23 protein-coding genes and 1 other RNA gene are annotated in these 26,999 nt (G+C 32.0%); 19 read left to right on the forward strand and 5 right to left on the reverse strand.

Annotation, left to right across the window (positions count from 1 at the left end; translation table 11 throughout):
* The 3 genes from KPL55_RS19840 to KPL55_RS19850 all read left to right on the forward strand — a co-directional run.
* On the forward strand, positions 1-1,592 hold a 1,592-nt coding region (locus tag KPL55_RS19840), incomplete at its 5' end, for a heavy metal translocating P-type ATPase (protein WP_246599689.1).
* An 89-nt stretch (positions 1,593-1,681) separates the two neighbouring features.
* Positions 1,682-1,894 carry a heavy-metal-associated domain-containing protein gene (locus KPL55_RS19845; protein ID WP_216308490.1) on the forward strand — a complete coding sequence of 71 codons (213 nt, stop codon included), beginning with the start codon at positions 1,682-1,684 and terminating at the stop codon, positions 1,892-1,894.
* A gap of 240 nt (positions 1,895-2,134) precedes the next feature.
* Positions 2,135-2,296 (forward strand): hypothetical protein, encoded by a 162-nt coding sequence (locus KPL55_RS19850; RefSeq protein ID WP_216308491.1) that lies wholly within the window; start codon positions 2,135-2,137, stop codon positions 2,294-2,296.
* Positions 2,297-2,553: 257 nt separating this feature from the next.
* Here the strand turns inward: KPL55_RS19850 and KPL55_RS19855 are convergent, their stop codons facing one another.
* Positions 2,554-3,447 carry an N-acetylmuramoyl-L-alanine amidase gene (locus KPL55_RS19855; protein WP_246599697.1) on the reverse strand — a complete coding sequence of 298 codons (894 nt, stop codon included), beginning with the start codon at positions 3,445-3,447 and terminating at the stop codon, positions 2,554-2,556.
* Positions 3,448-4,070: 623 nt separating this feature from the next.
* On the opposite strand from KPL55_RS19855, the gene KPL55_RS19860 reads away from it, so the two are divergent.
* The 11 genes from KPL55_RS19860 (at position 4,071) to KPL55_RS19910 (ending at position 18,477) form a co-directional block, all read left to right on the forward strand.
* Positions 4,071-4,469, forward strand: a complete 399-nt coding sequence (locus KPL55_RS19860) for a hypothetical protein (RefSeq protein WP_216308493.1) — start codon at positions 4,071-4,073, stop codon at positions 4,467-4,469.
* A gap of 425 nt (positions 4,470-4,894) precedes the next feature.
* Entirely contained in the window at positions 4,895-6,634 is a 1,740-nt protein-coding gene (locus KPL55_RS19865; protein ID WP_216308494.1) for an ice-binding family protein, read from the forward strand.
* On the forward strand, positions 6,627-7,298 hold the full coding sequence (srtD, locus tag KPL55_RS19870) for a class D sortase, LPxTATN-specific (protein WP_216308495.1): 672 nt from the start codon (positions 6,627-6,629) through the stop codon (positions 7,296-7,298). The genes KPL55_RS19865 and srtD (KPL55_RS19870) overlap by 8 nt, the downstream gene beginning before the upstream one ends.
* 213 nt (positions 7,299-7,511) lie before the next feature.
* Entirely contained in the window at positions 7,512-9,038 is a 1,527-nt protein-coding gene (locus tag KPL55_RS19875; protein WP_216308496.1) for an ice-binding family protein, read from the forward strand.
* Entirely contained in the window at positions 9,031-9,705 is a 675-nt protein-coding gene (srtD, locus tag KPL55_RS19880; RefSeq protein WP_216308497.1) for a class D sortase, LPxTATN-specific, read from the forward strand. The genes KPL55_RS19875 and srtD (KPL55_RS19880) overlap by 8 nt, the downstream gene beginning before the upstream one ends.
* A 214-nt stretch (positions 9,706-9,919) precedes the next feature.
* Positions 9,920-10,435, forward strand: coding sequence for a signal peptidase I (lepB, locus tag KPL55_RS19885; RefSeq protein ID WP_216308498.1), 516 nt, complete (start codon positions 9,920-9,922; stop codon positions 10,433-10,435).
* Positions 10,436-10,894: 459 nt separating this feature from the next.
* The gene (locus KPL55_RS19890) at positions 10,895-12,850 is read left to right on the forward strand and encodes an OPT family oligopeptide transporter (protein WP_376770477.1); all 1,956 of its coding nucleotides are present in this window, start codon (positions 10,895-10,897) and stop codon (positions 12,848-12,850) included.
* Positions 12,851-12,941: 91 nt separating this feature from the next.
* The gene (locus tag KPL55_RS19895) at positions 12,942-13,304 is read left to right on the forward strand and encodes a PqqD family protein (protein WP_216308500.1); all 363 of its coding nucleotides are present in this window, start codon (positions 12,942-12,944) and stop codon (positions 13,302-13,304) included.
* A gap of 94 nt (positions 13,305-13,398) precedes the next feature.
* Positions 13,399-14,793 (forward strand): dipeptidase PepV, encoded by a 1,395-nt coding sequence (gene pepV / locus KPL55_RS19900; protein ID WP_216308501.1) that lies wholly within the window; start codon positions 13,399-13,401, stop codon positions 14,791-14,793.
* 268 nt (positions 14,794-15,061) lie between these two features.
* The gene (locus KPL55_RS19905; protein ID WP_216308502.1) at positions 15,062-16,150 is read left to right on the forward strand and encodes a dipeptide epimerase; all 1,089 of its coding nucleotides are present in this window, start codon (positions 15,062-15,064) and stop codon (positions 16,148-16,150) included.
* A 128-nt stretch (positions 16,151-16,278) separates the two neighbouring features.
* Positions 16,279-18,477, forward strand: a complete 2,199-nt coding sequence (locus tag KPL55_RS19910; RefSeq protein WP_216308523.1) for a HelD family protein — start codon at positions 16,279-16,281, stop codon at positions 18,475-18,477.
* 296 nt (positions 18,478-18,773) lie between these two features.
* Here the strand turns inward: KPL55_RS19910 and KPL55_RS19915 are convergent, their stop codons facing one another.
* The 3 genes from KPL55_RS19915 to KPL55_RS19925 all read right to left on the reverse strand — a co-directional run bounded on the left by KPL55_RS19915 (position 18,774) and on the right by KPL55_RS19925 (position 21,025).
* Positions 18,774-19,685 (reverse strand): transposase, encoded by a 912-nt coding sequence (locus tag KPL55_RS19915; protein ID WP_216308503.1) that lies wholly within the window; start codon positions 19,683-19,685, stop codon positions 18,774-18,776.
* A gap of 218 nt (positions 19,686-19,903) precedes the next feature.
* Positions 19,904-20,269, reverse strand: coding sequence for a DUF4363 family protein (locus KPL55_RS19920; RefSeq protein ID WP_216308504.1), 366 nt, complete (start codon positions 20,267-20,269; stop codon positions 19,904-19,906).
* Positions 20,270-20,320: 51 nt separating this feature from the next.
* Entirely contained in the window at positions 20,321-21,025 is a 705-nt protein-coding gene (locus tag KPL55_RS19925) for a DUF421 domain-containing protein (protein ID WP_216308505.1), read from the reverse strand.
* Between the two features lie 275 nt (positions 21,026-21,300).
* Between KPL55_RS19925 and ssrS the strand changes: the two genes are divergently transcribed.
* The 4 genes from ssrS (at position 21,301) to KPL55_RS19945 (ending at position 25,003) form a co-directional block, all read left to right on the forward strand.
* A non-coding RNA gene (gene ssrS / locus KPL55_RS19930) (6S RNA) lies at positions 21,301-21,490 on the forward strand.
* A gap of 153 nt (positions 21,491-21,643) precedes the next feature.
* On the forward strand, positions 21,644-22,453 hold the full coding sequence (locus KPL55_RS19935; protein WP_216308506.1) for a hypothetical protein: 810 nt from the start codon (positions 21,644-21,646) through the stop codon (positions 22,451-22,453).
* Between the two features lie 41 nt (positions 22,454-22,494).
* Positions 22,495-23,613 (forward strand): ATP-binding protein, encoded by a 1,119-nt coding sequence (locus KPL55_RS19940; protein WP_216308507.1) that lies wholly within the window; start codon positions 22,495-22,497, stop codon positions 23,611-23,613.
* 25 nt (positions 23,614-23,638) lie between these two features.
* Positions 23,639-25,003, forward strand: a complete 1,365-nt coding sequence (locus tag KPL55_RS19945; RefSeq protein WP_216308508.1) for a vWA domain-containing protein — start codon at positions 23,639-23,641, stop codon at positions 25,001-25,003.
* A gap of 728 nt (positions 25,004-25,731) precedes the next feature.
* Here the strand turns inward: KPL55_RS19945 and KPL55_RS19950 are convergent.
* Positions 25,732-25,995, reverse strand: a complete 264-nt coding sequence (locus KPL55_RS19950; protein ID WP_216308509.1) for an SWEET family sugar transporter — start codon at positions 25,993-25,995, stop codon at positions 25,732-25,734.
* 207 nt (positions 25,996-26,202) lie between these two features.
* On the opposite strand from KPL55_RS19950, the gene truA reads away from it, so the two are divergent.
* Positions 26,203-26,940 (forward strand): tRNA pseudouridine(38-40) synthase TruA, encoded by a 738-nt coding sequence (gene truA / locus KPL55_RS19955; protein WP_216308510.1) that lies wholly within the window; start codon positions 26,203-26,205, stop codon positions 26,938-26,940.
* The last annotated feature ends 59 nt before the right edge of the window (positions 26,941-26,999 follow it).

Genomic DNA, 26,999 nt, shown 5'->3' on the forward strand with positions numbered 1-26,999 from the left:
GTGCCCTTGGCCTTGCAACACCTACAGCAATAATGGTGGGAACGGGAAAAGGTGCAGAGTATGGAGTACTTATAAAAAGTGGTACAGCGCTTGAAACTGCACATAAAATTCAAACTATAGTATTTGATAAGACAGGAACACTTACGCAGGGAAAACCAAAAGTAACAGATATAGTTACTTTAGATGGTATTTCACAGGAATTCTTACTTCAAATAGCAGCCTCTGCAGAAAAAGGATCTGAGCATCCATTAGGTGAGGCTATAGTTAAGGATGCAGAAGAAAAATCAATAGAACTTAAGAAGGTCGGTAGATTTAAAGCTATACCTGGTTATGGAATAGAAGTTAGTATAGATGATAATAAAATAATACTAGGAAATAGAAAACTTATGATAGAGCGCGAAATTTCTTTAGAAGAATTAGAAGATGTTTCAAACAGACTAGCTGAAGAAGGCAAGACTCCGATGTATATTGCCATAGAAAATAAGTTAAGTGGAATCATTGCAGTTGCAGACACTGTTAAAGAAAATAGTAAAAAAGCTATAGAAAGACTTCATAACATGGGAATAGAAGTTGCCATGATAACTGGTGATAACAAAAGGACTGCAGCAGCTATCGGAAGGCAAGTTGGCATTGATAGAATATTCGCTGAAGTTCTACCTGAGGATAAGGCAAATGAAGTTAAAAAACTTCAAGCAGAAGGTAAAAAGGTTGCTATGGTTGGGGATGGAATTAATGATGCACCTGCACTTGCTCAAGCTGATATTGGTATAGCTATAGGATCAGGTACAGACGTTGCAATGGAATCGGCGGACATAGTTCTCATGAGAAGCGATTTAATGGACGTACCTACAGCTCTACAATTAAGTAAAGAAACTATTACAAACATAAAGCAAAATTTATTTTGGGCGTTTGGTTACAATATATTAGGAATACCAGTAGCAATGGGAGTATTACACTTATTTGGAGGTCCACTTCTAAATCCTATTATCGCGGCCCTTGCAATGAGTTTTAGTTCAGTTTCCGTATTAACAAATGCCCTGCGCTTAAAAGGCTTTAAACCAAAAGGATCTGTCGGTGGTGAAACAAACATGTTAAAAAGAGTAATTTCAAGGTATTTAGTTTATATCATGTACTTCTTAGGTGTAGGAATGGTATCCAGTGGAATAGTATTGATGCCATTTAATAAGACTAGATATGGAACAATATTAGTAATAGGTTTGTTACTATTTAGCACAGGCTCATTTATCAATGAAGTAATAATAGATAAAAAGCATTTATCCCTTAAAGAAAGTATAAAGCTAGTAATAGTTTCACTTACTTTAGCTATAGGAATAGGTATGATTAGTGGTGGTATTGCTCATTTTAAAGAAAGTCCAGTTTACGTATCATATTTAATACCTATTGGAATAATGGTATCTCTTATTAGTTTTAAGGTAAAAAATGACTTTGAGCTAACTAGAAAACAATATACAAAATTAATTATAATTTTTCTTGTAATTGCAATCGCGTTGTACATTATTTTATCTATTAGTGCTAATGCTATGTTGATAAATACAGTACCTGGTGGAGATATATTTAAAAAGCATATGTAAATATATATTTTACACTAAAGATTAATAATAATTATTATATACAATTTAAGATAAAATTTAAAAAACATAAGTTGAAGGGAGAAATTAAAATGAAAAAGAAAATATTAGTAGAAGGTATGAGCTGTGGACATTGCTCTAATCATGTTAGCGAGGCTCTAAAGGACATTGGAGCAAAAGATGTGGAGGTAAGTCTCGATAAAAAACTTGCTACTGCTGAAATAAGTGAAGATATTACTGATGAAGCTATTAAGGTAGCTATTGAAGACGCTGGATATGATGTTGTAGGAATACAAAAAGCATAAACAGAAACAATTATTAAATTGAAACATACAAATGGTACCTATTTGATTGGAAGAATAAATTCAATAATATTTAAAAGCTCTGAGGTACGCCTTAGGGCTTTTAATTTTTTAACTAAATTTACAAATATTAAAGGAAATGAAAATTTAATGTTAAAATTAGTAGGGATATTAAAATTATTGTGATATTAAAGCACGGTTATAATAAATATTATCTACATGACTGTTGAATCAACAAGTTAGATGACAAAAATACAAGTTAAAGAAGGAGATGAACATATGGCTTTACTAAACTTAAAGAAATATCACATGCTAGCATTATTTATAATAAATAGATTATTCTTTATGTATTGCAACATAGAACTATTTGTTACCTACAATACATTTAAATTAGGTAAAGAATAAAAAAGGATCTGAAGCTAGATTTCTCTAACCTCAGGTCTTAAAATTATCGTACTGCTATGGTTACAGCATCTCCATTAGTCGCTGACCCTGTTGCTTTTACTAGTGCCTCTTGGTCATAACTTAAAAGTGTTACAGCTGTGTCTTGTGACTTTTTCTTAAATACTTTTACTAACTCTTGTATCTAATTACTAATAACCATTTTGCTAAAGAGCAGTCTTATTAATATAGGTGGTTTTTCATAAAGATCCCTTAAAGTTTTATTTAATATAATCAATACTTACATATCCACCATTATCTCCAAAATAAATATTATACATATTCCCGACTTTTTTAGCTATTTTCACTTTAGTTCCTTTATTTAATTTTCCTATTATAGCAGAGTTTGAAACTGCAGTTTTTCTAACATTTAATATGCTTGCGGTAACGGTGCCAATTGTTAATGTTGCAGCTACAGAATATACATTTTGACCTTTTGAATTAAACAAGCTATATCCTGGATGACTATTTGCATAAGCTTTTGCAATTGCTAAATCGGAAAAAGCTCCTATTTGACTTGTTGCATCTGCCCAGGTTTTTCTAACTTTATACATTTCTCCTGGAGCAATAACTTTTACAGGAGTTTCAACTGGAGTTACTTTTATAGCTCCTATTAAAGCCTCTACTATAGCTTTTGCAATATTCTTATATCCTATTTTAAGATAATGATTAGCATCTGCGGTATCTACAAAACAAACCTCAATTAACATAGATTTTGCTTTAGTTTTTCTGATTACATAAAGACCTTTGCCATCCTTAACCCCTCTATTTCTAAACCCTAATTTGGTTATATTAGAGCATACATCTATTGCATCTTGATATTGTCTGCCACCATACGTGTAGGCTTCTACACCTTGACCGCCACCGGCATTAAAATGAATTGATATAAACCAATCCAATTCTTGCCTATTTGCCTGATCCATGATTAAAGATAGACTTTGTGAAACCGAATTGGCATAATCTACAGTGCAATTAATAGCACTGTGTCCTGCCTCTTTTAATAGTTTTCTTACCTCAGCTCCTACTAATCTTGTGTGTTCTCCTTCTTTTATAATACCTACTGCTCCTGTACCATAACCTTTTATTGTGTGACCATCATTTACACCTATATTCATCAATAATTTACCTCCATTTATTTAACATACATTTTTAGTCCCTATATATTATATTAAGCTTGTATATATTTGATCCTTTCTGTAAGCAACAAAAGTAATGTTAAGATGCTGATAAAAGTACCTGAACTGCCGAATATACATAAACAGGTAAAATGTCGTTGCATCCTAGATGGTGGGTTGCGACAACCAGTATTCAAGGGATGCTATATATGGAATTTCAGAAAGGGTAACTCTTATTGATAGTCAAACAAAAGGGATTAATTATCTAAAAAATTCCTTAATTGGTAAAAAGTCTTCGTCTTCTGTGTTGTTGTTCTCATATACTACTATTCCCTAAAAGTTGCTTTTATTTTAAATAGTTATATCATGCCTTGTATCAATATGTAAATTATATTACATGGTAGATAGGGCTATGGGGTTGTATTTATCTTATTATAATTCGTTTAAGCTCTACTTTTCAGTGATACTTAACACAAATATAGACAAGCTTCATATTATATTTTGAAATCATCAATCTAAAAGATTTCATATGCCCATTAATAGAACGTTTCGCAGTAATTTTATTCCTAAATACTGAGTGCACAGATTTAAACTTCCACTAAAGCATAAGTATAGTTAAGGAGGTGTTTAAGCTGGAGCCACTAGAGAAATGTCAATGCGAGATAGAAAATATTGAGAAACAAATGAACATTCACTTTGAATATATAGATAGGATGATAGTTGCAGAAACAAAACGTATAGATGCTAATAGAGCTATTGATACAAATGCAGTATTACTTGCTAATGATAAAGCTATAGCTCAAGCCTCAGTCCTAGCAAGTCAGGTTGTATCTTCAGAGGTAGCACTTAGAAGTCTAGTCGAAAATATTAATAATCAGATAGATGAAAGATTAACTGTGTTAGAAAAGAGCAGATATGAAAATGAGGGCAGAAAAGGGTTATCATCATCTTTGTTAATGATGATTGCAGGTAGTATAGGCGGGTTAATTGTATTTATAGTTCAGAAACTGATAAACTTATAATGATATTAATATATTTAATTTTATTATATCTAAAAATAATAACGAATGTAGCACAATGTTAATAATATGCTCCCCTTAGTGACAGATTAAATAATAAAAATCTGTTGCTAAAAGGAGAGCGGTTTTATGTCGTAGTAAAATTAAGTGGGAATAAATGTTAAGATAAATTAATGTAAAATTATAGATAAATATACAATAAAATTTAAATTGATGTTTACAATTTGGGTAATAAGAATATAATTATAAGTGTACGAACAAATTATGGAATATAGTATAAATGTTAAATTGCTTGTATAAGGATGCATTTATATTGCCAGAAGAATAAATGGCAATATTGTTTCTATGCACAAAATTGAGACAAGCATTAAACTAGATTACTTTAAAAGATTAAGAGATAAGTTAAATAGAGAGGATTGATTAGACCTATGAAAAAAATTATTAAAATAAAACCATTATTACTTTCGGTATTGCTGGTAGTTATGATGGCACCACCTACAAAAATTATGGCAGCAGAGGACACCGTAAACCTTGGAACAACCTCTACATTTGCGGTTTTAGCTGGATCCACAATTACCAATACAGGAAAGACGACAATTAGTGGAAAGGCCGGTGGAGAGGTTGACGGAAATGTAGGGGGAGATGTGGGACTGTATCCGGGGACTGCATTCACTGGTGATGCGGATGTAACAATAAATGATGGAAATCCACATATAAAAGATTATGCTGCAATGAAAGCTCAGAAAGATCTTATAACCGCATATGATGATGCTGCAGGTAGAACTCCTACCAAAACAATTCCAGCTGAGCTTGGTGGTCAAACATTGACTCCTGGTGTTTACAAATCAGAAATTGGAAGTTTTGCGATAACTGGAGACCTAACGCTTGATGCCCAGGGTGACCCTAATGCCGTTTTTATATTTCAGGCGGATTCCTCTCTTGGAACAGCAACAGATAGTAATGTATATCTGATTAATAGTGCCCGGTTCTGCAGAACATTTTGGAAGGTAGGAAGTTCTGCAACATTAGGTGTAAACTCTAATTTTGCGGGACACATTCTCGCAATGGAATCCATAACAGCTGCTAATGGTGCGATTGTGCAAGGACAGTTGTTGGCACGAAATGGAGCGGTGACGCTGGAAGAGAATACTATCACAAATGGGTATTGTGAAAAAGTTATTCCAGATCCACAAAAAGCTACAATTAAAATAATTAAACATGTTATTAATGATAATGGCGGCACAAGGATTGCAAGTGATTTCAACATCCATATAAAGACTTCAGGTACTGATGTTGATTCAAGTCCAGCATCTGGAACTGAATCTGGAAAAACATACACCGTGGATGCTGGTGATTATGTGATTAGCGAAGATAATTTTGATGGATATACTCCAAGTTATAGCGTGGATAGTGATTCTAATGGTAAAATCACTTTACAACCAGGAGATAATAAAATAGTAACAATTACGAATGATGACGTTTCACCCATACTTCATGTAATTAAATATGTTACTAATGATAATGGAGGAACAAAAATTGATTCTGATTTCAAATTGATAGTAAAGACTTCTAGTGGCAACATTGTAAGCTCAGAACCTGGAACTGACCCAACTGGAAATACCTACGTGTTAAGTGCAGGCACTTATGGAATTAGTGAAGAAGATTTTGCTGGATATAAATTAATTTATAGTGGAGATGGGGATTCTAGTGGAACTATAACTTTAAAACCAGGTGATAACAAAACCGTGATAATTACAAATGACGATATTGCTGTCACCACACCAGTCCCAGGTGGAACAGTAGTTAATCCACCTGTTCAAGATGGAACAGTAGTTAATCCACCTGTTCAAGATGGAACAGTAGTTAATCCACCAGTCCCAGGTGGAACAGTAGTTAATCCACCTGTTCAAGATGGAACAGTGGTTACTGCACCTGTTCAAGATGGAACAGTGGTTACTGCACCTGTTCAAGATGGAACAGTAGTTAATCCACCAGTTCAGGATGGAACAATAGCTACTCCTAATGTTTCTAGTGAAGCAGTTACAACCACGGTTACAGGTGGACAGCTTCCTAAAACTTCTACTCCAATGTATGGGGTACTCCTTTTCGGTGCTGTTTTAACATTGCTCGGAGCAATAGGGTGGAGATGTAGAAAGCAGTATGAATAAAGTTAAGTTATTTTTGGGAAAACTCTCATTAGGTACTGCCTTATCCCTATCATTTATGGTTTTGGGGATAGGATGTATCTTTTGGGCAATGTTTAGTATATTTGGGCAGTCTAATTATTTTGCTAAAGAAACCCCTAATAGCTATGATGTCACTACTTCTATTGTTGCAAAGAATAATGATGTGGCGAGTGGTGTCACATCAAAGGTTAAACTAGAACCAAACCCTGATGAAACCACACCTAGTAAAACTCTTTACCCAGTATATCCTAAAGATGGTGATAATATTGGAAGTTTGACGATTCCAGCTTTAAATAGAGAATTACCTATTATTCAAGGGACTGACGCAGATGATCTCAAGGAAGGTGTAGGACACTTTGCTCAAAGCGTACTTCCGGGGGAAGAAGACAATTGTGTTTTGTCTGGACATCGAGATACTGTGTTTAGAAAATTAGGAAATCTAAAGATAGGGGACCTACTGATTGTGAAAACATCGGCGGGCACCTTCACTTATAAAATTAGTGGAACGCGAATAGTTCATGAAGATGACAAAACAGTAATTGTACCCACTGACAATGCCATACTTACTATGACAACATGTTATCCATTTAACTTTATTGGCAATGCCCCGGATAGATATATTGTCACTGCAACTTTAATAAAATAATATGTTCCCTCAGACGAGAGTCTGGGGGAATTTTTAATTAAAATGAGTATAAAAACATGTACTGCATTTAAAACAATATATTATTGTAGTAATATTAATAAAATTTGAAAATAATATATAATTATAAGCACTTTGTTAGGAGAAGAATTTATATATTGACGAAATGATAAATGGAATGATCGCTTAATGATATAGAGAGGATTGATTATATTTATGAAAGCTTTTAAAAATATGAAAATCAAATCATTTATAATAACTTTATTACTGTTAGTTAGTATGGTACCGGCTACAACAATTATGGCAGCGCAAACCACAGTGAATCTTGGAACAACCTCTGGATTTGCAGTTTTGGCTCACGAGACAATTACAAATACTGGTGCGACAACAATTAATGGAAGTGTTGGGTCAAGTGTAGGGGGAGATGTAGGACTATACCCAGGTACTTCATTCACTGGTCAGGCAGATGTGACAATAAGTGGAAAGACATACCTAACTGATGATGTGGCAAACAAGGCTCAAGAGGACCTCGCAGCAGCTTATAAAGATGCTGCAGGAAGAAAACCCACTCTCATTCCCACTGAGCTTGGAGAGAAAACATTGAAACCTGGTACTTACTATTCAGCCAGCGGTACTTTTGAGATAACGGGAAAGCTAACTCTAGATGCTGAGGGCGACCCAAATGCAGTATTCATATTTCAGACTGAATCTACACTTAAAACATTAGAAGGTAGTAGTGTTATCCTTAAGAATGATGCACGATTTTGCCGAATATTTTGGAAGGTTGGTAGTTCTGCGACCTTAGGAACTGACTCTAAGTTCGTGGGACACATACTGGCAATGGTATCTATAACAGCAAAAACACATGCGGAGGTGCAAGGACAGTTGCTAGCACGGACTGGCGCTGTGACGCTAGACAGTAATAAAATAACGAATGGAATTTGTGATAATACACCCAAGCTAGCTACACTTCATATAATTAAGCATGTTATAAATGATAATGGTCAAAAAGCGGTTGCTGCTAAATTCAACATGCATGTAAAGACCTTAGGTAATGATGTAGTTGCAAGCCCCTCGCCTGGATCTGAATTAGGAACTACCTACACGTTAACGGCTGGTAATTATGTAGTTAGCGAAGATGATTTTGATGGATATACATCAAGTTACAGTGGAGATAGTGATTCTAAGGGTAATATCACTTTAGCCCCAGGCGAAAATAAAACTGTAACGATTATTAATAATGACATTGCTACCGCCACACCTCCTTCAGTGGGTGAAAAAGCTACACTTCATGTAATAAAACATGTTACTAATGATAGTGGCCGAAGAGCGGTTGCTTCTAACTTCAACATTCATGTAAAGACTTTAGGTAATGATGTTGCCGCAAGCCCAGCACCTGGATCTGAAGCTGGAACTACCTATACGGTGCCAGCTGGAACTTATGCAGTTAGCGAAGATGCTTTTGCTGGATATACCGCAAGTTATAGTGGAGATAGTGATTCTAAAGGCAATATTACTTTAGCCAAAGGTGAAAACAAAACAGTAACTATTACAAATAATGACACTGTATTGCAAGCTGTAAAACCAAGTAGCGGGACTGGTAAGCCAGTAGTTATTACACATACTGTTACAGGCGGTCAACTTCCGGATACCTCTTCATGGCAGTATGGGTTACTCCTTAGCGGTTGTGTACTAACACTTTTGGGAGCAATAGTTTGGAAAAGTAGAAAGAGTTATGAATAAAGTTAAACTATTATGGGGAAAACACCCATTAGTTACTGCTTTGTCTCTGGGATTTATGGTTTTGGGGATAGGATGTATCTCTTGGTCAATGTTTGGTATATTTGGACAGTCCAATTATTTTGTTGATACCTCTAATAGTTATAAGGCACCTACTACTATTGATTCAAAGGCTAAGGCTGTGGTAGGTGGTGGAACATCGAAGGTTGAACTAGACCAATCACTTGATAAAAACATGCAAATTAAAACACTTTACCCTGTATATCCTGTTGATGGTGACAATATTGGAAGTTTGACGATTCCAGCTTTAAATAGGAAATTAACCATTATTCAAGGGACTAGCGTAGATAATCTAAGGGAAGGTGTAGGGCACTTCACTCAGAGTGTACTTCCAGGTGAAGCTGATAATTGTGTTTTATCTGGGCATCGAGATACTGTGTTTAGAAAAGTAGGAAGTCTAAAGATAGGGGACCTATTGATTCTAAAAACATCGGCTGGAACCTTCACTTATGAAATCAGTGGAACTCGAATAGTCCATAAAGACGACAAAACGGTGATTGTACCTACTGACAATGCAATACTTACAATGACAACATGTTATCCCTTTAATTTTATTGGCAATGCCCCAGACAGATATATAATCTCTGCAACTTTAATAAAAAACAAATGAATAGTAAATATTGAAATAAGAATTTTATGAAATATATATAGTGTATTTAAGTTCCCTCAGTCGATAGTCTGAGGGGATTTTTAAATAGAATAAAATTATTAGATGGATGGTATAATATTAAATTAGGATCTGGATTAATTAATAAGTTTTAATGGTGATATTATCTATATATTGTGATAAAATATTAATGTATTAGATTTGAGAGGGGATAATCATGAGTTTAACAAAAAAAATATTTCAAGATTGGATATTACCTATTGTAGCAGCCATTATAATAGCTTTTATTATAAATAAAGTTGTTTTCTTTAATGTCACCGTACCAACTGGGTCTATGCTACCAACTATACACCTAGATGATAAGATTTTAGTAACAAGAGTTCATAATAAAAATAACCTTAAACACGGAGATATAGTAGTATTTCATTCGGATGAATTAGGCGAAGATTTAATAAAAAGGCTTATTGGGATACCAAATGATGTAGTAGAAGTTAAAGAAGATGGATCTGTGTACATAAATAATATAAAAACAAATGAAAGTTATGTTAAGTATCCAGGTGGTAAAACAGGGAAATTTACAGTGCCAAAAGATAGTTATTTCTTTATGGGAGACAATAGAGTTAATTCCTTAGATGCGAGATATTGGGAAAAACCTTTTATTCCAAAGAAAGATATAATGGGAAAGGCAAGAATTATAATTAGTCCCTTTAGCAGATTTGGAAAATTAAAATAAGAAAGAGCAGAATATAAATGAAAGTTTATACATCTGCTCTTTCTTTATTTTGTATGGTAGTTATTTCTGATTTACACTATAACTTAATAATTGATTATAAAAAAAATTTAGTTGGTTAAAATTATTATGAAAAACTATTGCAAAGCATTACATGGCCTAGTTAAATAAATAAAAAAAAATATAGTCATTTTTTTCAGTAATATGAATGATATAAATTTATATTGGTAAATTGTTCAAAAATGAATAATAAATTAATACTCCGTCATAATTACGATAAAGTGGGGAAATTGACTCAGAAATTGACGTAAAATGGTGTATGTTATAGGTATTTATGCACTAAGTTAATATAATATGAATATTTCATGAAAAATGGGCGATTTCATATTTAGATATATGAAAGAGATATGTTATCATAAATTATATAACGAATATTTTAGATCACAATAAAAAGGGGGACATATCATGGAAGAATCAAAAAAACTTTCGCATACAGCTTACGGTGGTATTAAAGGAGAGGATTATTTGCCATTTATACCTACAAGTCAAGCGATGCCAGAAACAACTGCTTTTTCTATAATATTAGGTATGGCATTTGCAATGATATTTGCTGCTGCAAATACTTATTTAGGACTTAAAGTCGGGTTAACAATTTCAGCAGGTATTCCAGGAGCGATACTAGCTACAGGATTACTTAAAGGATTATTTAAACGCAATAATATTTTAGAAGCTAATATGGTATCATCAATTGCTGCAATGGGAGAATCTCTAGCAGCTGGGATTATATTCATACTTCCAGCAATTATACTTTGGGGTATGGAATTAAAACTTTCTACTATAATTATAGTAACATTACTTGGAGGGCTATTAGGAGTCTTATTTGTTACGCCTCTAAGAAATTTCTTAATAGTTGAGGAACATGGTACTCTTATATATCCAGAAAGTATGGCAGCTGCTGAAGTTCTAGTAACTGGTAGTGAAGGTGGAGCAGGATATAAAACAGTGTTAACAGGTCTTATAGGTGGAGCAATTTATAAGTTATTCTCAGGCGGATTTAAATTTTGGCTTGAAGAAGCTGAATGGACTATAAAGCCTATGCAATCAACAATATTTGGTTTTGATACATTAGCATCACTTATGGGTGTTGGTTATATAGTTGGTATTCAATCAGCATTATATATGTTCGGTGGTGCAGTAATTGCATGGTTTGGACTTATTCCCTTAATAATGTATGTTGGGCATGGACTTTCCGCGCCATTATTTCCATCACTTGTAACTATTAGTGAAATGGGAGCATGGGATATTTGGAAGCAATATATAAGATATATAGGCGCTGGAGCTGTTGCGGCAGGTGGATTTATTAGTCTTGCAAAATCAACACCAACAATTATTAAATCATTTAAATCAGCTATGTCTGGTATTGGAGCAGCAGGAATTAAAACTCAAAAGAGAACAGAAGTTGATGCACCAATAACTTGGGTTATAGGAGCTTCAGTATTAGTATTTTTGCTTTCATGGTTGTTACCAGGAATTAAAGTTGGTATAGTTGGTGCAATAATGGCAGTTGTATTCTCATTCTTTTTCTCGGTTGTATCAGCTAGAATGGTTGGTATAATTGGAGCGTCAAATAATCCAGCATCAGGGATGACTATAGCTACATTACTGTTTGTAACATCAGTTTTAAAACTTACAGGTAATGTTGGAGATAAGGGTATGTATACAGCTGTTATTATAGGTGGTATTGTATGTGCTGCTATATGTATTTCAGGTGGTACTGCTCAAAGTTTAAAAACAACTTATATTATAGGTGGTACACCAAAAAGCGTACAGATTGGTATGTTTTTAGGAATAGTTGCAGCAGCTGCGGTTGCTGGTGGAGTAGTATTAATGCTTCATAACACTTATGTAATAGGTAGTAAAGATGTTGCAGCGCCTCAAGCAACTCTTATGTCAATGGTTATTAAAGGAGTGCTTACTGGCGAACTTCCATGGGCACTTGTATATGTTGGAGTAGCAATTGCAGTCTTTTGTGAACTTGCAGGACTTCCAATACTTCCGATTGCACTTGGATTATATTTACCAATACATTTAAGTACAGCTATTCTTTGTGGTGGTATTGTAAGAGTTGCAGTTGAAAAGAGATTTAAGAAAAATGAAGAACGTAAGAAAACTCAGGTTGAGAAGGGTATACTTCTTGCATCGGGACTTGTTGCAGGAGATGCTTTAATGGGTATAGCTGTTGCGGGAATTGCTACAGCTCAAAATTTATATCCAAAGGTTGCTTGGTTAGATATAGCATATGGACCTAAATACTTTAAAGCATTAGCCGCAAGTAATGAGTTCTCCATCATAATGTTCTTAGCATTAGGATTATGGATTTACGTATATGCTTCAAAAGTAGACAAAACATCTGTTTAGTATTATAATAAAGTAATATTGAATAGATAATAATGACAAAAATATAAGTTAAGAGCCATTATGGCTCTTAACTATTTTGTAGGTGAAATGGATGTCTAATAAAAAAAAGAAAGAAAAACCACAAGAAAACTTTTTACTTTATAGACCACTTAGAAAAATAGAACATTGGGAAGTAAATGATGATAAGGTAAAGCTATTTTTTAAGCATGATAAACTGGTAGAAAAACTTATGAGATGGCTTATAAAGAAATCAAATGTTAGCGATATACAGCTTGATGAAAAAGGTTCTACAGTGTGGCAACTTTGCGATGGTACTAAAACTGTATATGATATAGTTAAAGTCATGATGGAGAAATTTGGTGAAACTGAGCAGGCATCTATTGATACAATAATTACATTTTTAAGATATTTGTCTCGAAAAGGATGGATTTCATTTGACAATAAAAGCAAATAAAATATTATACAATATATAGGCTACCAAAGTGGATTAATAATCTCCTCTGGTAGCTTCTGCACTAAAGCAGATTATTAATGGAGGGAGAATGATTATGGAATTAAATAATTTAATTGATGTTATGAAAGAGGATATTATAAAGGCTACTCAAGAAATTATAAAAATTAAGAGTGTTGAGGGCGAAGCAAAACCTGGAATGCCTTTTGGTGAAGGTGTAAATAAAGCTTTAGAAAACGCACTAGGCGTTGCAAAAGAATTAGGATTTCATACAGTTAATTTAGATGGCTATGTTGGATATGCAGAGTACGGTCAAGGTGAAGATTATGTTTTAGCTTTAGGTCACTTAGATGTAGTTCCTGAAGGCGATGGTTGGTTATACCCAGCTTATGGCGCAGAAATTCATGAAGGTAAAATGTATGGACGTGGAACTACAGATGATAAAGGACCAATTATGGCGGCGCTTTTTGGATTAAAAGCAATTAAGGATGCAAACTTAACTCTTTCTAAAAGAGTCAGAATATTATTTGGAACCAATGAGGAAACAGGAAGTAAAGAACTTGAACATTATTTAGAAAAAGAGAAACCACCAGTTGCTGGGTTTACACCGGATGCGGATTACCCAATAATTAATGGAGAAAAAGGTATAACTATCTTTAACATAGTAAAAGATTTTGAGATTAAAGATAAGGGTGAAAATTATATAAAATATATAAAGGGTGGCCAAGCGGCTAATATGGTACCTGATTATTGTGAAGCAGGAATTATATCTACTAAGGCAGAAAGTATTGTTAGAGCATTAAGGGTTTTTGTAAAAGATGATGAAAATTCTAAACTTTCGATAGTTGTTAATAAAAACTTAGTAATAATTAAATCTAAAGGTGAATCTGCTCATGGAAGTTTACCGGAACTTGGACGTAATGCTATAATGCAATTACTAGCTTTTATTGGAACTCTTGACCTTGTAGATAATGATATATCAGAATTTATAAAGTTTGTTAATAAAAATATTGGTATGGAAATACATGGAGAGTCTTTTGGTGTTTGTCTTGAAGATGAGAATTCAGGTAAGATGTCATTTAATGTTGGAACAATGGATATGGATCGTAAATCTGCTACTATGACATTAAATTTAAGATATCCTGTAACAAGTAAATTAGAAGATATGATGAATCCATTTAATAATAAAATTGAGGGCACTGGAATAAGAGTAGAGAAATTTGTTCATCAAGAGCCATTATACTTCTCACCAGATAGTCCAATTATAAAGTCACTTCAAAAGGTTTATACTGAGCAAACCGGTAACGAGGCAAAACTAGTATCAATAGGTGGAGGCACTTATGCTAAAGAGATGCCTAACATTGTAGCTTTTGGACCAATGTTCCCAGGAGAGCCAGATACTATTCATAAGCAAAATGAATATATAACTATAGATAATTTGATTAAAAATGCTAAAATATATGCTCACGCATTATATGAACTAGCAAAATAAATATAAAAATTTGATAAAAATAAATCTTGTTTTAATATATTCATGTTCTATCAAAAGTGAATAACTTTTAGGCCTATATCTTATAATATAAGATGTAGGTTTTGCTATTTTAATGTAGTTGAATAATATAAAATTAATTAGTTCTAAATTTATAAAAAAAGTATATAATTATAGCTGGTATAGAGGTATAATAAAATATTAAGCTAATAATAATTATATAAAATTGTATACACTATAATAAATATAAAACATTTAGTGAGGGGTAATTATGAAAATACAAGATATAAAAATTGGGAAAATTAGTACTGCTTTAAAACAACCATATAGAGTAGGAAAGAGGTTTCTTACTTTCTCCGATGAAATAGTTATAAAGATGATTTCAGATACGGGGGAAGTAGGATATGGAAGTGCGGCTCCAACGCCATCTATAACAGGGGAGACCGAAAATTCCATTATTGGAGCAATAAATTATATTAAACCTGAAATTATTGGTCTAGATATTGATAATCTTGAAGAAATCATGAAAGTGATTCATAATTCTATGCACGCAAACAATAGTGCGAAATCTGCTATTGATGTTGCTATTTATGATTTGCTTTGTAAAAAATATGGGGTGCCACTTTATAAATTTTTGGGTGGGTATAAAACTTCATTAACAACAGATATTACAATATCAAATGGTACGGTGGAACAGATGGTAACAAAATCATTAGAGGCTGTAATGGATGGTTATACTTATTTAAAAGTGAAGGTTGGAAATCATATAGATCTTGATATAGAGAGAGTTAAAGCAGTAAGAAAAGCAGTAAGACGAGGAATAAAAATAAGGGTTGACGCTAACCAAGGTTGGAGACCAAAGGAAGCTGTAAGTATCATTAGAAAATTTGAAGATATGGACCTTGATATTGAGTTTGTTGAGCAACCAGTTGTTGCTTGGGATATAGATGGACTTAAGTATGTTACTGATAACGTTGAGACAAAAATTCTTGCTGACGAAGCAGTTTTTGGACCAGCAGATGCTTTTAAAATAATTGAAAGAAGAGCGGCAGACCTCATAAATATAAAGCTTATGAAGTGTGGAGGTATTAATAACGCAATTAAAATATATAATATGGCAGAAAATATGGGTATAAGATGTATGATGGGATGTATGCTCGAGAGTAGAATAGGAATAACGGCCGCCGCCAGTTTTGCAGCATCTAAATCTAACATGATTAAAGCAGACTTAGATACAATGCTACTTTTTGAAGAGGATGCAATAGTTGGTGGGGCCAGTATCGCAGGTAAAACGATAAGCCTTAATGATTCACCAGGTCTTGGTATTGAAGAGCTTATTGGATGGCATGAAATTTTTTAGATATATGAAGATTAGGTATATTTAAATAAATAATTATTATGAAACTTGTTATTCTCGCATGCGTTAATAAAATGATAAAATATAACAAATAAAATGGGGTGATAGTTTTGAATAATAAAGAATACGATATGAATTCTACTGGGATAGATTCTAAGCTTATAGATGCTACAATAATAGAGGTAGAATTAAAAAAACAGCTTGAATTTAATATAGAAAAAGAACAATTAAAGGGCGCTTGTGAAATTATTAGTGAAGAAATTCTAAAATATATCGAAAAAAGAAAAGAAATTACAAAATATATTTTAGATTATAGGAAAAAAGTAATTGAAGACTATAGAGATGATGAAGATATGGTAATAGAGTATTTTGATCATGAGATATATGTTAAAGAAGAGGCTTTTAAAACTATTGATAGAAGACTTAAGGAATTAACTGCGCTTAAAAGTTCTCCTTATTTTGGAAGAATAGATTTCTCAGAAGAAGACTATGGCATTAACAAAATGTATGTAGGAAGATTCGGAGTTACTCCAGAGAATACCTATGAACCCTTAATAGTAGATTGGAGGGCACCGGTTGCATCTTTATTTTATACTGGGGCTCTAGGGGAAGCTTTTTATGATGCTCCTAAGCAGAAAATATTAGTAAATATCTTAGCTAAGAGACAGTTTATTATAAAAAAAGAAAAGCTTATGGGAATGTTTGATTCAGCACTTGATGTAAAAGATGAGATACTTCAGATGGTACTTAGTAGTAATGCTGGAGAAAAGCTAAAAGATATAATAATGACAATACAAAAGGAACAAGATGAGCTAATAAGACAACCAAGACTACAAACTATTGTAGTTGATGGTGTTGCTGGTAGTGGTAAAACTACTATTGCTCTTCATAGGGTAGCATATTTACTTTATAATTATAGAAAAATACTTGAAGATAAGGTTTTGATATTAGGACCTAATAATGTATTTATGGAATACATATCTTCAGTGTTACCAAGCCTTGGAGAATCAGGAGTTAAACAAACAACATTTAGAGATTTCGCTTTTGATATCTTAGAGTTAAATGAAGTTATGAGTTTAAAAGAATACATGGAGAAAGTACTTGGCGGAGAAAAAGAATTCACTCAGGATATTATGTATAAAAACTCTTCCCTCTATAAAAACTTCCTTGATGATTCAATAGAAAAACTAGATAGGGAATACTTTGAAGTAAAAGATATAAACTTCATGGATGAGATAGTTTTATCTGAAAAAGATATAAATGATATGTTCAACATACACTATAAGACAATGCCTTTATTTAGAAGAAGTAAGAAAATTAAACGAATTATTTATTTGAAAATTAGTGAAGCAAGAGACGAAAAGGTTAGATTTATACAAAAGGAATATGAAAAAGCTGTAGCAGCTTTGCCTGAAGAGGAACAAGGCTATAAAGTTAATGATTTAGATTTTAATAGAAGACTTAAAATTAGAGAAGTTATTAAAGAGGTATTAGATTTAAAAAGAAAACTAACTTGGCTAGAAAATGGAAACTGTGTTGAACTATACAATAAAATAAATGGACATAAAACATTAACCGAAAATGATTTAGGCGGAATTTTATATCTTAAAATTAAGCTAGAAGGTATTAAGATGCCTGAAGAAATAAAACACGTTGTAATAGATGAAGCGCAAGATTATAATCAACTTCAATTTTGGGTTATAAAAGAATTGACAGGATGTGCGTCACTCACTATAGTGGGGGATAGCAATCAAAGACTAATACCATTTGACGGAACATTACCAATGCACGATATTAAAAATATACTTCCACGTTGTAATGTACAAGAGTTTAGATTAAATACGAGTTACAGATCAACAAAGGAAATTATGGAGTATGCTAATAAATATTTGCATGCGGATCCTATTGTTCCAATAGTAAGAAACGGTGAAGTGGTAACAGAAAAATTAATTAGTGATAAGGATGAACTTAAAAAATTCATTTTAGAAAAGGTTGAATATTTTAAAGGCAAAACTTATGAAAATATTGCAATCATCTGTAAAGATATAAAAGAAACAGAAAAAATGTTTGAGTTAATTCATGAAAACTCTAATGTTAAAATTATAGATAAAGAGAATGCTGTTTATCATAGTGGAACAGTGGTGCTTCCATCGTATTTTGCAAAGGGACTTGAATTTGATGCGGTTATAATGGTATTAGATGAGCCAACTGATGGGCATAAAGACAATTCAGATAGCTTAGAGAGTAAATATATGCAAGAAGATAAACTTAGGTATGTAATGGCAACTAGAGCGTTACATGAACTTCATGTGGTTAAAAAAATGGTGTAAGTGGGATGAGATAAAAAAAACCAATGATTGGGGACGGTTAATAATTTTTTAACCAATGGTTGGTAATGGGGTTTGGGACGGTTAACAATTTTTTACCTTCTATTTTGGTACAAGTTTTCATAGAAAACTTGTACCTTTTTTGTTAAAAGCGTATTCATTAATCGGTTATTCTCGTTTTTAACTTGTGATGTTCATTATAATATTATATATTTGGTGCTTGTACACATTTTTCTCAATTATATAATTTCTCAAAAAAAATTTTTTTAAATAGGTTATACTCTAGTTAGTTATTATCATTAAACATAACATTTAAGAAAATCCTCAATAATATTTTCATACTTAGAGTCTGTTCCAATCAATTCTATACCAATAGTGCTTAATTTCGATACTCTAGCTTGCGTAACATTCCCAAGTGCACTAGTTATATCTCTAGATCTAAAATTGCATATGCTTCTCATTAGAACTACTGTTAAGGCTTTTGCATGCACAAGATTTCTACTAAACTTCATGTGAATATGTAGTTTTGATATATTCATTCTTGTTGATATAAAATCAAATATATCTTCTGGGGTTATGTCTCTTACAAGCATTCTCCTTTCGCTTTTGTATTCTGTTTTTGTGTCTTCAAATTCTATTTCTTGTTTCAAACTTGATTCACTACATGGGGAAATAAGTTTATAATAATTTTCTCTAGCAATTTTAAGGTTTTCACCAAAATGATTCATAACATACCTGTAATCAACTAAATTAAAATGGTCACGCCTTTTACCTAAAAATATTCCTAAGCTAGAGAAAGCATATTCATCAGGACAAGTTCTATATTCTACTATAGACCTAGGATTATTGTGCATATATAGGGATAATGTCTTTAAATATATATCATTATCAACTATTTTACTCTTAAATCTATCTTTAAAAAGATGACCTTCCCTTTTATACTTTCTATTAAAGTACAATGCGTAAGAAAAATTTATTCCATGCATTACCTTTGATATATCGGATCCATTAGCATCAATCATCAAATGTGAATGGTTATCCATAAGGCAATACCCATAAATTTTAAACTTATAGAGTGTCTTATACTTTTTTATAAGTGATAAATATTTTTTCTTATCATCAACATCTCTGAATAAACTTACCTCTGTGATGCTTTTACATATTACATGGAATATGGATTCAGTTGTTTTTACTCTTGCCTTTCTTGGCATAATATATCACCTCTCGCATATTATTTTCTAAATTATTGCCTATGTGTATAGATGATATTCATTTCTTAGGCGAATTTAAAATAGTTGAGATAGTGGAATTAGTTGTTAACCGTCCCAAACCAAACCCAAGGTGAAGCAATAGCCAATTAGTTGTTAACCGTCCCCAAACCTAAACCCCAAACCCAAAAGCAAACCCAAAACCAAACTAACAAGACATATCACCTTGTTAGCTCATCCCAATTCTCTATAATCTCATTTAACTCAATAAGCGTACTGCTTTTATCTTCACTAGCTATTGAGCCTTTAAGTCTTGCAAGATTTAAATTTATATTATATATCTCATCTGTTTCAACGCTATATTGAATTCTAGGTATAATCTTTTTCCATGCAAAATCAATACTAGCGATATCTTCATGAAGTTTATCCCAGTTTTCAACTTTAGTATGTTCTATAGAGAGAGTTACGAAGGCAATTACATCTTCAGAAGGTTTATGAGGCTTTTTTAAATAATTGCCACCTAACATTACTAATACAAATATAGTTAAAGTAACTATAGGTATAGCAAATGATATAAATTTTTTCATAAGTTAGCTACTCCTTTATGTTTATTTAACATCTAATTATTTAATAGCTCTTTATTTAATATCTTCCTTTATATGATCATTATAAAGATCTATGTGTAATCCGCTTTCTTTATTATAGGTAGCTAAAAACACCTGCGAAAAATCATTAATACCTTGTTTGTTTAGTTTTATCATCAGCCACCTTTCATTTCTATTAATAATTTTTAAGTTATCTGGAAGAACAGAGCCATCATAAATTACTTCGAAATCAGTACTGGCAGCTGATGTTTTAAGTTTTAAATCTTTCGGAGTAACTGGATCACATTCAGTTTTTTTTAAGATCGATAATTGACCATCCTTTTCTAAAACTGCGTAGGCTACTTGGTCTAGGTCAAAAACGCCTTTATCTCTTAACTGCGCTAGTAGATCACCTATGGTATAACGATATTTTTTCATAGACTGCTCAAGAATTTTTCCATTAGTAATAACAATGGTTGGCTCACCATCAAGAAATTCTTCAGCGGTTTTAGATTTAATGGTTATTAGTTGCAAGATGAGGCATAATATAGACCAGGTAAGTAGTCCTACCCAATGAGGCCACGCTCTACTAGTTAAATCTGTAGTTAGTGTGGAGGCAGTAGATCCGATGGTTATACCAACTACATAATCAAAAAAAGTAAGTTGACTAACCTGCTGTTTGCCTAGCATTCTAGTAAATATTAATAGGGTGAAAAAACCTATTATTCCTCTTACAAGGACTATTAAACCTTCATTCATAGTAACACCTTCTTTAATAATATTTTGTCCGGATTTATTATTTATATGTTATAATAATTACAAATTTACAAATCTACACAAAAATAGCTATTTGATCATATTATAAATAAAATGAAAAAAACTCAGTAATGTAAGATTATATTACAATTTTAAAATCAAAATTTATAGTATAAAAAATTTGTGAAAATCCATTAATTGCTATTGAGTTTTATTTTAATTCTGATATAATAAAATTAACAGAAAGTAATTAAACGTATTCAAAAGTTTATATGTTATTATTTCTGGGATATTCGTGAAGCTCCTATTTTCAACCTACAATATTTATACGGGAGTTCGAGATCTAGATGTGGATTTGGCTTATAAGCCCAATTTTAGAATTGGCAAGGACTGTTACGCATCTCTGAGGACACCCACCTATCATAAAGATAGGTGTAAAAATTGGGGCAACGGTATTTTGGATAATAAGCTTAAAATTTTGAGTAATTCATGAAGGAGATAGAAATATCTCCTTTTTTAGTGTCCAAAAAATTATGAACGCTTGTTTGTATGGTATAATTAGTTATAATAATAAGGCGTCTAAAATAACAAAAGGCATGCCTAATATCGAGGTGTAATTATATGGAAGAAGAAAGAATCCTTAAGATGATAGAAAATAACCCGATTGTTATAAAAAACATTGAAAATCCTAGTGATGAGATGATACTTATGGCTATAAAAAAAGATGGCATAATGTTGCGTTATGTAAAAAATGCTACAGAGCAAATGCAACAAATAGCAATTAAAAGCAATTTAAGAGCAATTGAATTCATAGCGAATCCCACGGAGGAAATGAAGAAGTATGCTGTGTCGCAGTTGTGGAATATTTTGGAGTTAATAAAAGATCCTAATGAAGAACTTATAAAAATAGGTATAGATCAAAAAGGATATGCAATAAAGTATGCAAAAGACCCAAGCATATTACTTCAAAGATTATCTATAGAAAAAGATTACGACTCTATAAAATACATAAAAGAGCCAATTGAAGAAATACAGCTTTTAGCCATAAAGAAAAACTATAATGCTTTGAGATATATAGAAAATGCAACAATAAGTGCAGAAATACTGGCAATTGAGATGAATGAAGCTGCAATAAAGTTTGTAGTAAATATAGATGTTAATAAAAAAATATTATTTTTAAAACACAATGTTTTGGTAATTAAATATACTATTAATGACTTGAGAAGAGATGAGGTTGAGCAGGCTCTTATAGAAGTTTTATCTAAAGAGGTTGTACCGGAAAAATACGTAAGGGATTTTATAAATTGTGACAGCATAAATGAGAAATATGGAAACATATCTATGGATAAAATTATATTTATTTATAAATATGGCAGTAAATTTTGTAAAAGAATAGCAGTAGATGAAAAACTAAATCTAATGAAAAACTAAATCTAATGAAAAACTAAATATTATGTAAGAAAGGATAAATTATGAATTTTAAAGATACAATGCAAAGTGTAGATCTTGTTATACAAACAAATGAGGTACCATTAGTTGTTGGTGAAAGTGGGATAGGTAAAACTGCATTAGCTAAAGCTCTTGCAAATATAAAAGGCTGGAGCCTGGTTATTATAGATGGAAATCTTTTAAAAGAGGGAGAGATAGGTGGTCTACCAACAGTTGAGGATTACAGTTTTAAAGATGGCAGTGGCAATGTGGTTCGCGGCAAAAGTACTATTTATGCGGTTCATACAAAGTTACAGGAGATAGATAGTCTAATAGCAAGTGGTAAAGAGGTATTTTTATTTATTGATGAAATAAATCGTTGTGAGCATACTGTTCAACAGGAACTTATGAACCTCATATTAAATAGAGAGATAAATGGGTATAAGTTAGACAAAAAAGTAAAGATTTTAGCAGCAATGAACCCTTCTAGTAAGTATGGTGAAGACTATGATTACCAAGTAGTTGATATGGATGCAGCACAAGAGAATAGATTTGTTATGTTACATATGAAGTGTGATTCATTAGCTTGGCTATCTTGGGCTATATCAAATAATATAGAACCAAAGGTTATAGAATTTATATCTACTTTTCCAGATTATTTACTTAGCGCCCAGGAGGGTGAGCAGACAAAAGCAACACCTAGAAGTTATGAACGTGTTTCTAAAAGCTATAAGATTTATAGAGAAAATAGTGATACAATTTCTAAAAAAGTATTTTTAAATATATTAAAAGGAAACATAGGTAATAGAATAGCTCATGAGTTTATAGCTTTTGCACGAGAGGATAACAAACCTCTAATTACTTATGAAGATGTGTTTAATGGCGATGTATTATCAAATGATATAATAGAAACAGTGAAAAAAGAAAGCCATACTAGATTATATCTAATTGCTAAGAACATTTTGGATATAATGGATAAGAAAGAAATTGTAGATAAGGATATAAAAAGATTTGTAGAATTCCTAGAGTGTTACCCTGTGGATTTAGGTATAGGTATTATGCAAGATATTAAAGAAAGTAATAATAGTGTTTATAAATTATGTTTGGAAAATGAAGCTTTCATTGAAATGTATTTTAAGTCGTATAATGAAATTAAAGGCTAGATGAAATAAAAGGCTAGGTGTAATTATGGGAAACAATTTTGAAAATCTTAGAAGCGCGCTTTATGATGAAATTTCTAATGTGAAAAGCATAAAGGACATGCCTAGTAATTTTACGCAAGATTTTATGAAGCTCATTACTATGGTTAATTTTATGTTGATAGATGATAATGATAACTTTTATGGATATTTTCTACTTCAAATGTCTAGAGAAGTAAAATATGATATAGGTTCGCCAACAGCTGTGAATTTTAAAGTATCTAAGTATGTTATTTATTTTAATCCTTATATATTTTTGAATCTTACAGGGGATCAAATGAAAAGCACTATTAAACACGAGATTTATCACATTTTATCATCTCACTTGAATCGTGCTAAAGGTCTTAAAAGAAAATACAGTACCTTAGCTATTAATATGGCAATGGATATAGTGGTGAATCAATATTTAGATCATCTGCCACCATATGCTATAACAATAGATGGGATAAATCGTAAGTACAATATAAAGTTAGAAACCTATATGACAATGGAGTACTATGCCCATAATATTCAAGATGCCTTAAACCTACTCGAGGAAGAGGATGATAGTCAAGAAGATGATTCTAAGGATAAACACGTAGAGAAAGAATATGATATAGCTAAAACTCATGATTTATGGGAAGAATCTATAGAGGTAGATGAGGAAACTCTTGAAAATTTTACTCAGAAATTTGTATCAGTTGCAGAGAAAGGCAAAGTGCCTCTTTATTTGGAGAAGGTTCTTAAGGGAATTAAGAATGAAAAAGGTGAAATTCCTTGGAATTTATATTTAAAAAAGATAATGGGAACTTTAGAAAGTGATAAAAAAAAGACTGTAGCAAGAAGAAGTAGACGTCAACCTAATAGACTGGATTTAAGAGGGGAACTTAGGGGACATACAGCTAGAATTACATTGGCTATAGATATAAGTGGTAGCATAAGTGATGAGGAGTTTCAGGGAGCAATAAAAGAAGTTTTTAATATTGTAAAAACTTATAAGCATGAAATAACATTAATAGAATGTGACACATTGATAAGGCAAGTATATAAGGTTAAATCTATTAATAGTATAAGAAAGCGCTCAGATAGTCGCGGTGGTACAAAATTTACACCAGTTATTAAGTATGTAAATAATACAGATGCTAACATATTAATATATTTTACAGATGGAAAAGGTGAAGAAAAGTTAGAAGAAATGCCAAAAGGGTATAAAATATTATGGGTTATATCTGGACGTGGAGATAACCTTTCATTAAAAGAACCTATTGGAACGGTAAAGAAACTAAAACCTGTAGAGATAATAGAGGATACGCAGGAAAGATTAGATGTAATGGTCGATGGATTTTCTGCAAATAGTCATGAACCGATTTATTAGAGAGGGTAAAGTATGAAATCCTACTGGGGACTTGCAACATGAGCTCGGAACGTGAAATTTTATTAAGGAATTCTAGTCTTTTGTAAATATAAAATTCTCTGTCGCTTACATTCGGCGTCCTGCCTCAGGTTCGCTAGCTTCCACTTCATGTGGAAGCTCACGAGAATTTTATATTTACAAAAGAAGAATTACTAAATAAGATTTCAATGTTTTCTCGCCTCTTGTTGCAAGTCACTCCGTAGAACTTCATGCTTAATATAACTCAGAGTGGTATAAAATTATCGGGATTTCTGTGTAGTCAGCTGGGAGAGTAACAATTATTAATTGATACGTGCTCACATTCAACGTCCTGTGGAAGCTTATGAGAATTTTATATTCGCAAAAGAAGAATTACTAAATGAAATTTTAATGTTTCTTCGCTTCTTGTTGCAAGTCACTCCGTAGTAATTTATACTAAATATTGCACAGTCTCATAACAATATTTGTAGTTTCTAAGAAATGTTTTAATAACATATGTTTTTAAGCGTAAAAAAAAGTATATATTACGTATAATGCATTTGAATAAGATATAGAACTTCTTATTTTATTTTTAATTAAGATGCGTTAAGAAAACATATGTTTGAGCGTAGCGAGTTTATGTTTTTAGCAGATTAATTAAAAATAAAATTAGTAGTTCTTAGCGAAATGAATGCATTAATCGTATTGCAATACGCGTAATATATACTTTTCTATTTTTTATTCTTCTTTAAATCATCTATTGTATATTTTAAAATAATTAGTGCAAAGATAAGGGTTATACCATTGGCGAGTGCTATAGATGTCTGTTTTGTAGCAATTCCATATGTAAACCATAAAAGAACTCCTATAGTAAACATCAGATACATGCTAAAAGAAATTCCTGAGGTGTTCTTGGTTTTTATTACTTTAATTGCTTGTGGTAAAAAAGAAAGTGTTGTAAAAGCTGCTGCCATAAAACCTAATGATGTAATCATTATTATCCCCCTGTAAACCTTATTATTTATATTTAACTTCAGTATAACAGATTTTATATTATATATAGTTAGTTTAGTGAGGTTTAAGGCACATTATAAACAAAATATAATGGATTTATGTTATTATGAAAGAGGTAATTAAGATTCTGACCTAAGTAAATTAAATAATAAATAATGAATAATTAAATAAATTAAAGGCGGATATATATGAGAAATTTAAAAATGATATTAGAATATGATGGAAGTAGATATAAAGGATGGCAAAAGCAAGAGGATAATGATTTAACAGTGCAAGGTAAAATCCAAAGCGTTTTATCTAAGATGACAGGTGAGTCAATAGAAGTGGCTGGGTGCGATCGAACTGAAGTAGGAGTCCATGCCGAAAACTATATTGCGAATTTTCATACTGATAAAGATTTAAGCATAGATTCTATTATGGAATATTTATGTGAATTTTTGCCGGATGATATAGCTGTGAAAAACATAGTAGAAGCAAGTGAAAAATTTCATGCTGGATATAATATAAAATCAATAACCTATGTGTATAAGATAAATAATAATGAATTAAGAGATGTATTTAATAGAAAATTTGTTTATCATTCAGAGGCGGAACTTAATTTAGACGATATGAGAATTGCAGCGCAGCATTTAGTTGGAACACATGATTTTCAAGGTTTTGCAACTATAGCAGCTAATACTAAATCAACTGTAGAAACTATTAATTACATAAATATAACAGAAGATAAAGGTATAGTTGAAATAGAAGTTAATGGAAATCAATTCTTGTGGAACATGTTAAGAATTATTATAGCAAGTCTTATTGATATAGGTGAAGGAAAACTTACTGTAATGGATATAGAAACATTGTTAACTGAAAAAACAGAGTCAAAATATACATTAATGGCTAAAACAAAAGGATTATCCCTAAGAAATGTTGAGTATTAAGAAAAATTACACAAAAGGAGAAAGTGATATTATATCGCTTTCTCCTTTTGTGTTTACAT

Source organism: Clostridium lacusfryxellense, from assembly GCF_018861735.1.
Lineage (GTDB): Bacteria > Bacillota > Clostridia > Clostridiales > Clostridiaceae > Clostridium_AD > Clostridium_AD lacusfryxellense.

Coding starts and splice junctions, on each gene's coding strand:
- KPL55_RS19845 (WP_216308490.1), top strand. CDS start 1,682: ATGAAAAAGAAAATATTAGTAGAAGGTATGAGCTGTGGACATTGCTCT.
- KPL55_RS19850 (WP_216308491.1), top strand. CDS start 2,135: ATGACAAAAATACAAGTTAAAGAAGGAGATGAACATATGGCTTTACTA.
- KPL55_RS19855 (WP_246599697.1), bottom strand. CDS start 3,447: ATGAATATAGGTGTAAATGATGGTCACACAATAAAAGGTTATGGTACA.
- KPL55_RS19865 (WP_216308494.1), top strand. CDS start 4,895: ATGAAAAAAATTATTAAAATAAAACCATTATTACTTTCGGTATTGCTG.
- srtD (WP_216308495.1), top strand. CDS start 6,627: ATGAATAAAGTTAAGTTATTTTTGGGAAAACTCTCATTAGGTACTGCC.
- KPL55_RS19875 (WP_216308496.1), top strand. CDS start 7,512: ATGAAAGCTTTTAAAAATATGAAAATCAAATCATTTATAATAACTTTA.
- srtD (WP_216308497.1), top strand. CDS start 9,031: ATGAATAAAGTTAAACTATTATGGGGAAAACACCCATTAGTTACTGCT.
- lepB (WP_216308498.1), top strand. CDS start 9,920: ATGAGTTTAACAAAAAAAATATTTCAAGATTGGATATTACCTATTGTA.
- KPL55_RS19895 (WP_216308500.1), top strand. CDS start 12,942: ATGTCTAATAAAAAAAAGAAAGAAAAACCACAAGAAAACTTTTTACTT.
- pepV (WP_216308501.1), top strand. CDS start 13,399: ATGGAATTAAATAATTTAATTGATGTTATGAAAGAGGATATTATAAAG.
- KPL55_RS19905 (WP_216308502.1), top strand. CDS start 15,062: ATGAAAATACAAGATATAAAAATTGGGAAAATTAGTACTGCTTTAAAA.
- KPL55_RS19910 (WP_216308523.1), top strand. CDS start 16,279: ATGAATTCTACTGGGATAGATTCTAAGCTTATAGATGCTACAATAATA.
- KPL55_RS19915 (WP_216308503.1), bottom strand. CDS start 19,685: ATGCCAAGAAAGGCAAGAGTAAAAACAACTGAATCCATATTCCATGTA.
- KPL55_RS19920 (WP_216308504.1), bottom strand. CDS start 20,269: ATGAAAAAATTTATATCATTTGCTATACCTATAGTTACTTTAACTATA.
- KPL55_RS19925 (WP_216308505.1), bottom strand. CDS start 21,025: ATGAATGAAGGTTTAATAGTCCTTGTAAGAGGAATAATAGGTTTTTTC.
- KPL55_RS19935 (WP_216308506.1), top strand. CDS start 21,644: ATGGAAGAAGAAAGAATCCTTAAGATGATAGAAAATAACCCGATTGTT.
- KPL55_RS19940 (WP_216308507.1), top strand. CDS start 22,495: ATGAATTTTAAAGATACAATGCAAAGTGTAGATCTTGTTATACAAACA.
- KPL55_RS19945 (WP_216308508.1), top strand. CDS start 23,639: ATGGGAAACAATTTTGAAAATCTTAGAAGCGCGCTTTATGATGAAATT.
- KPL55_RS19950 (WP_216308509.1), bottom strand. CDS start 25,995: ATGATTACATCATTAGGTTTTATGGCAGCAGCTTTTACAACACTTTCT.
- truA (WP_216308510.1), top strand. CDS start 26,203: ATGAGAAATTTAAAAATGATATTAGAATATGATGGAAGTAGATATAAA.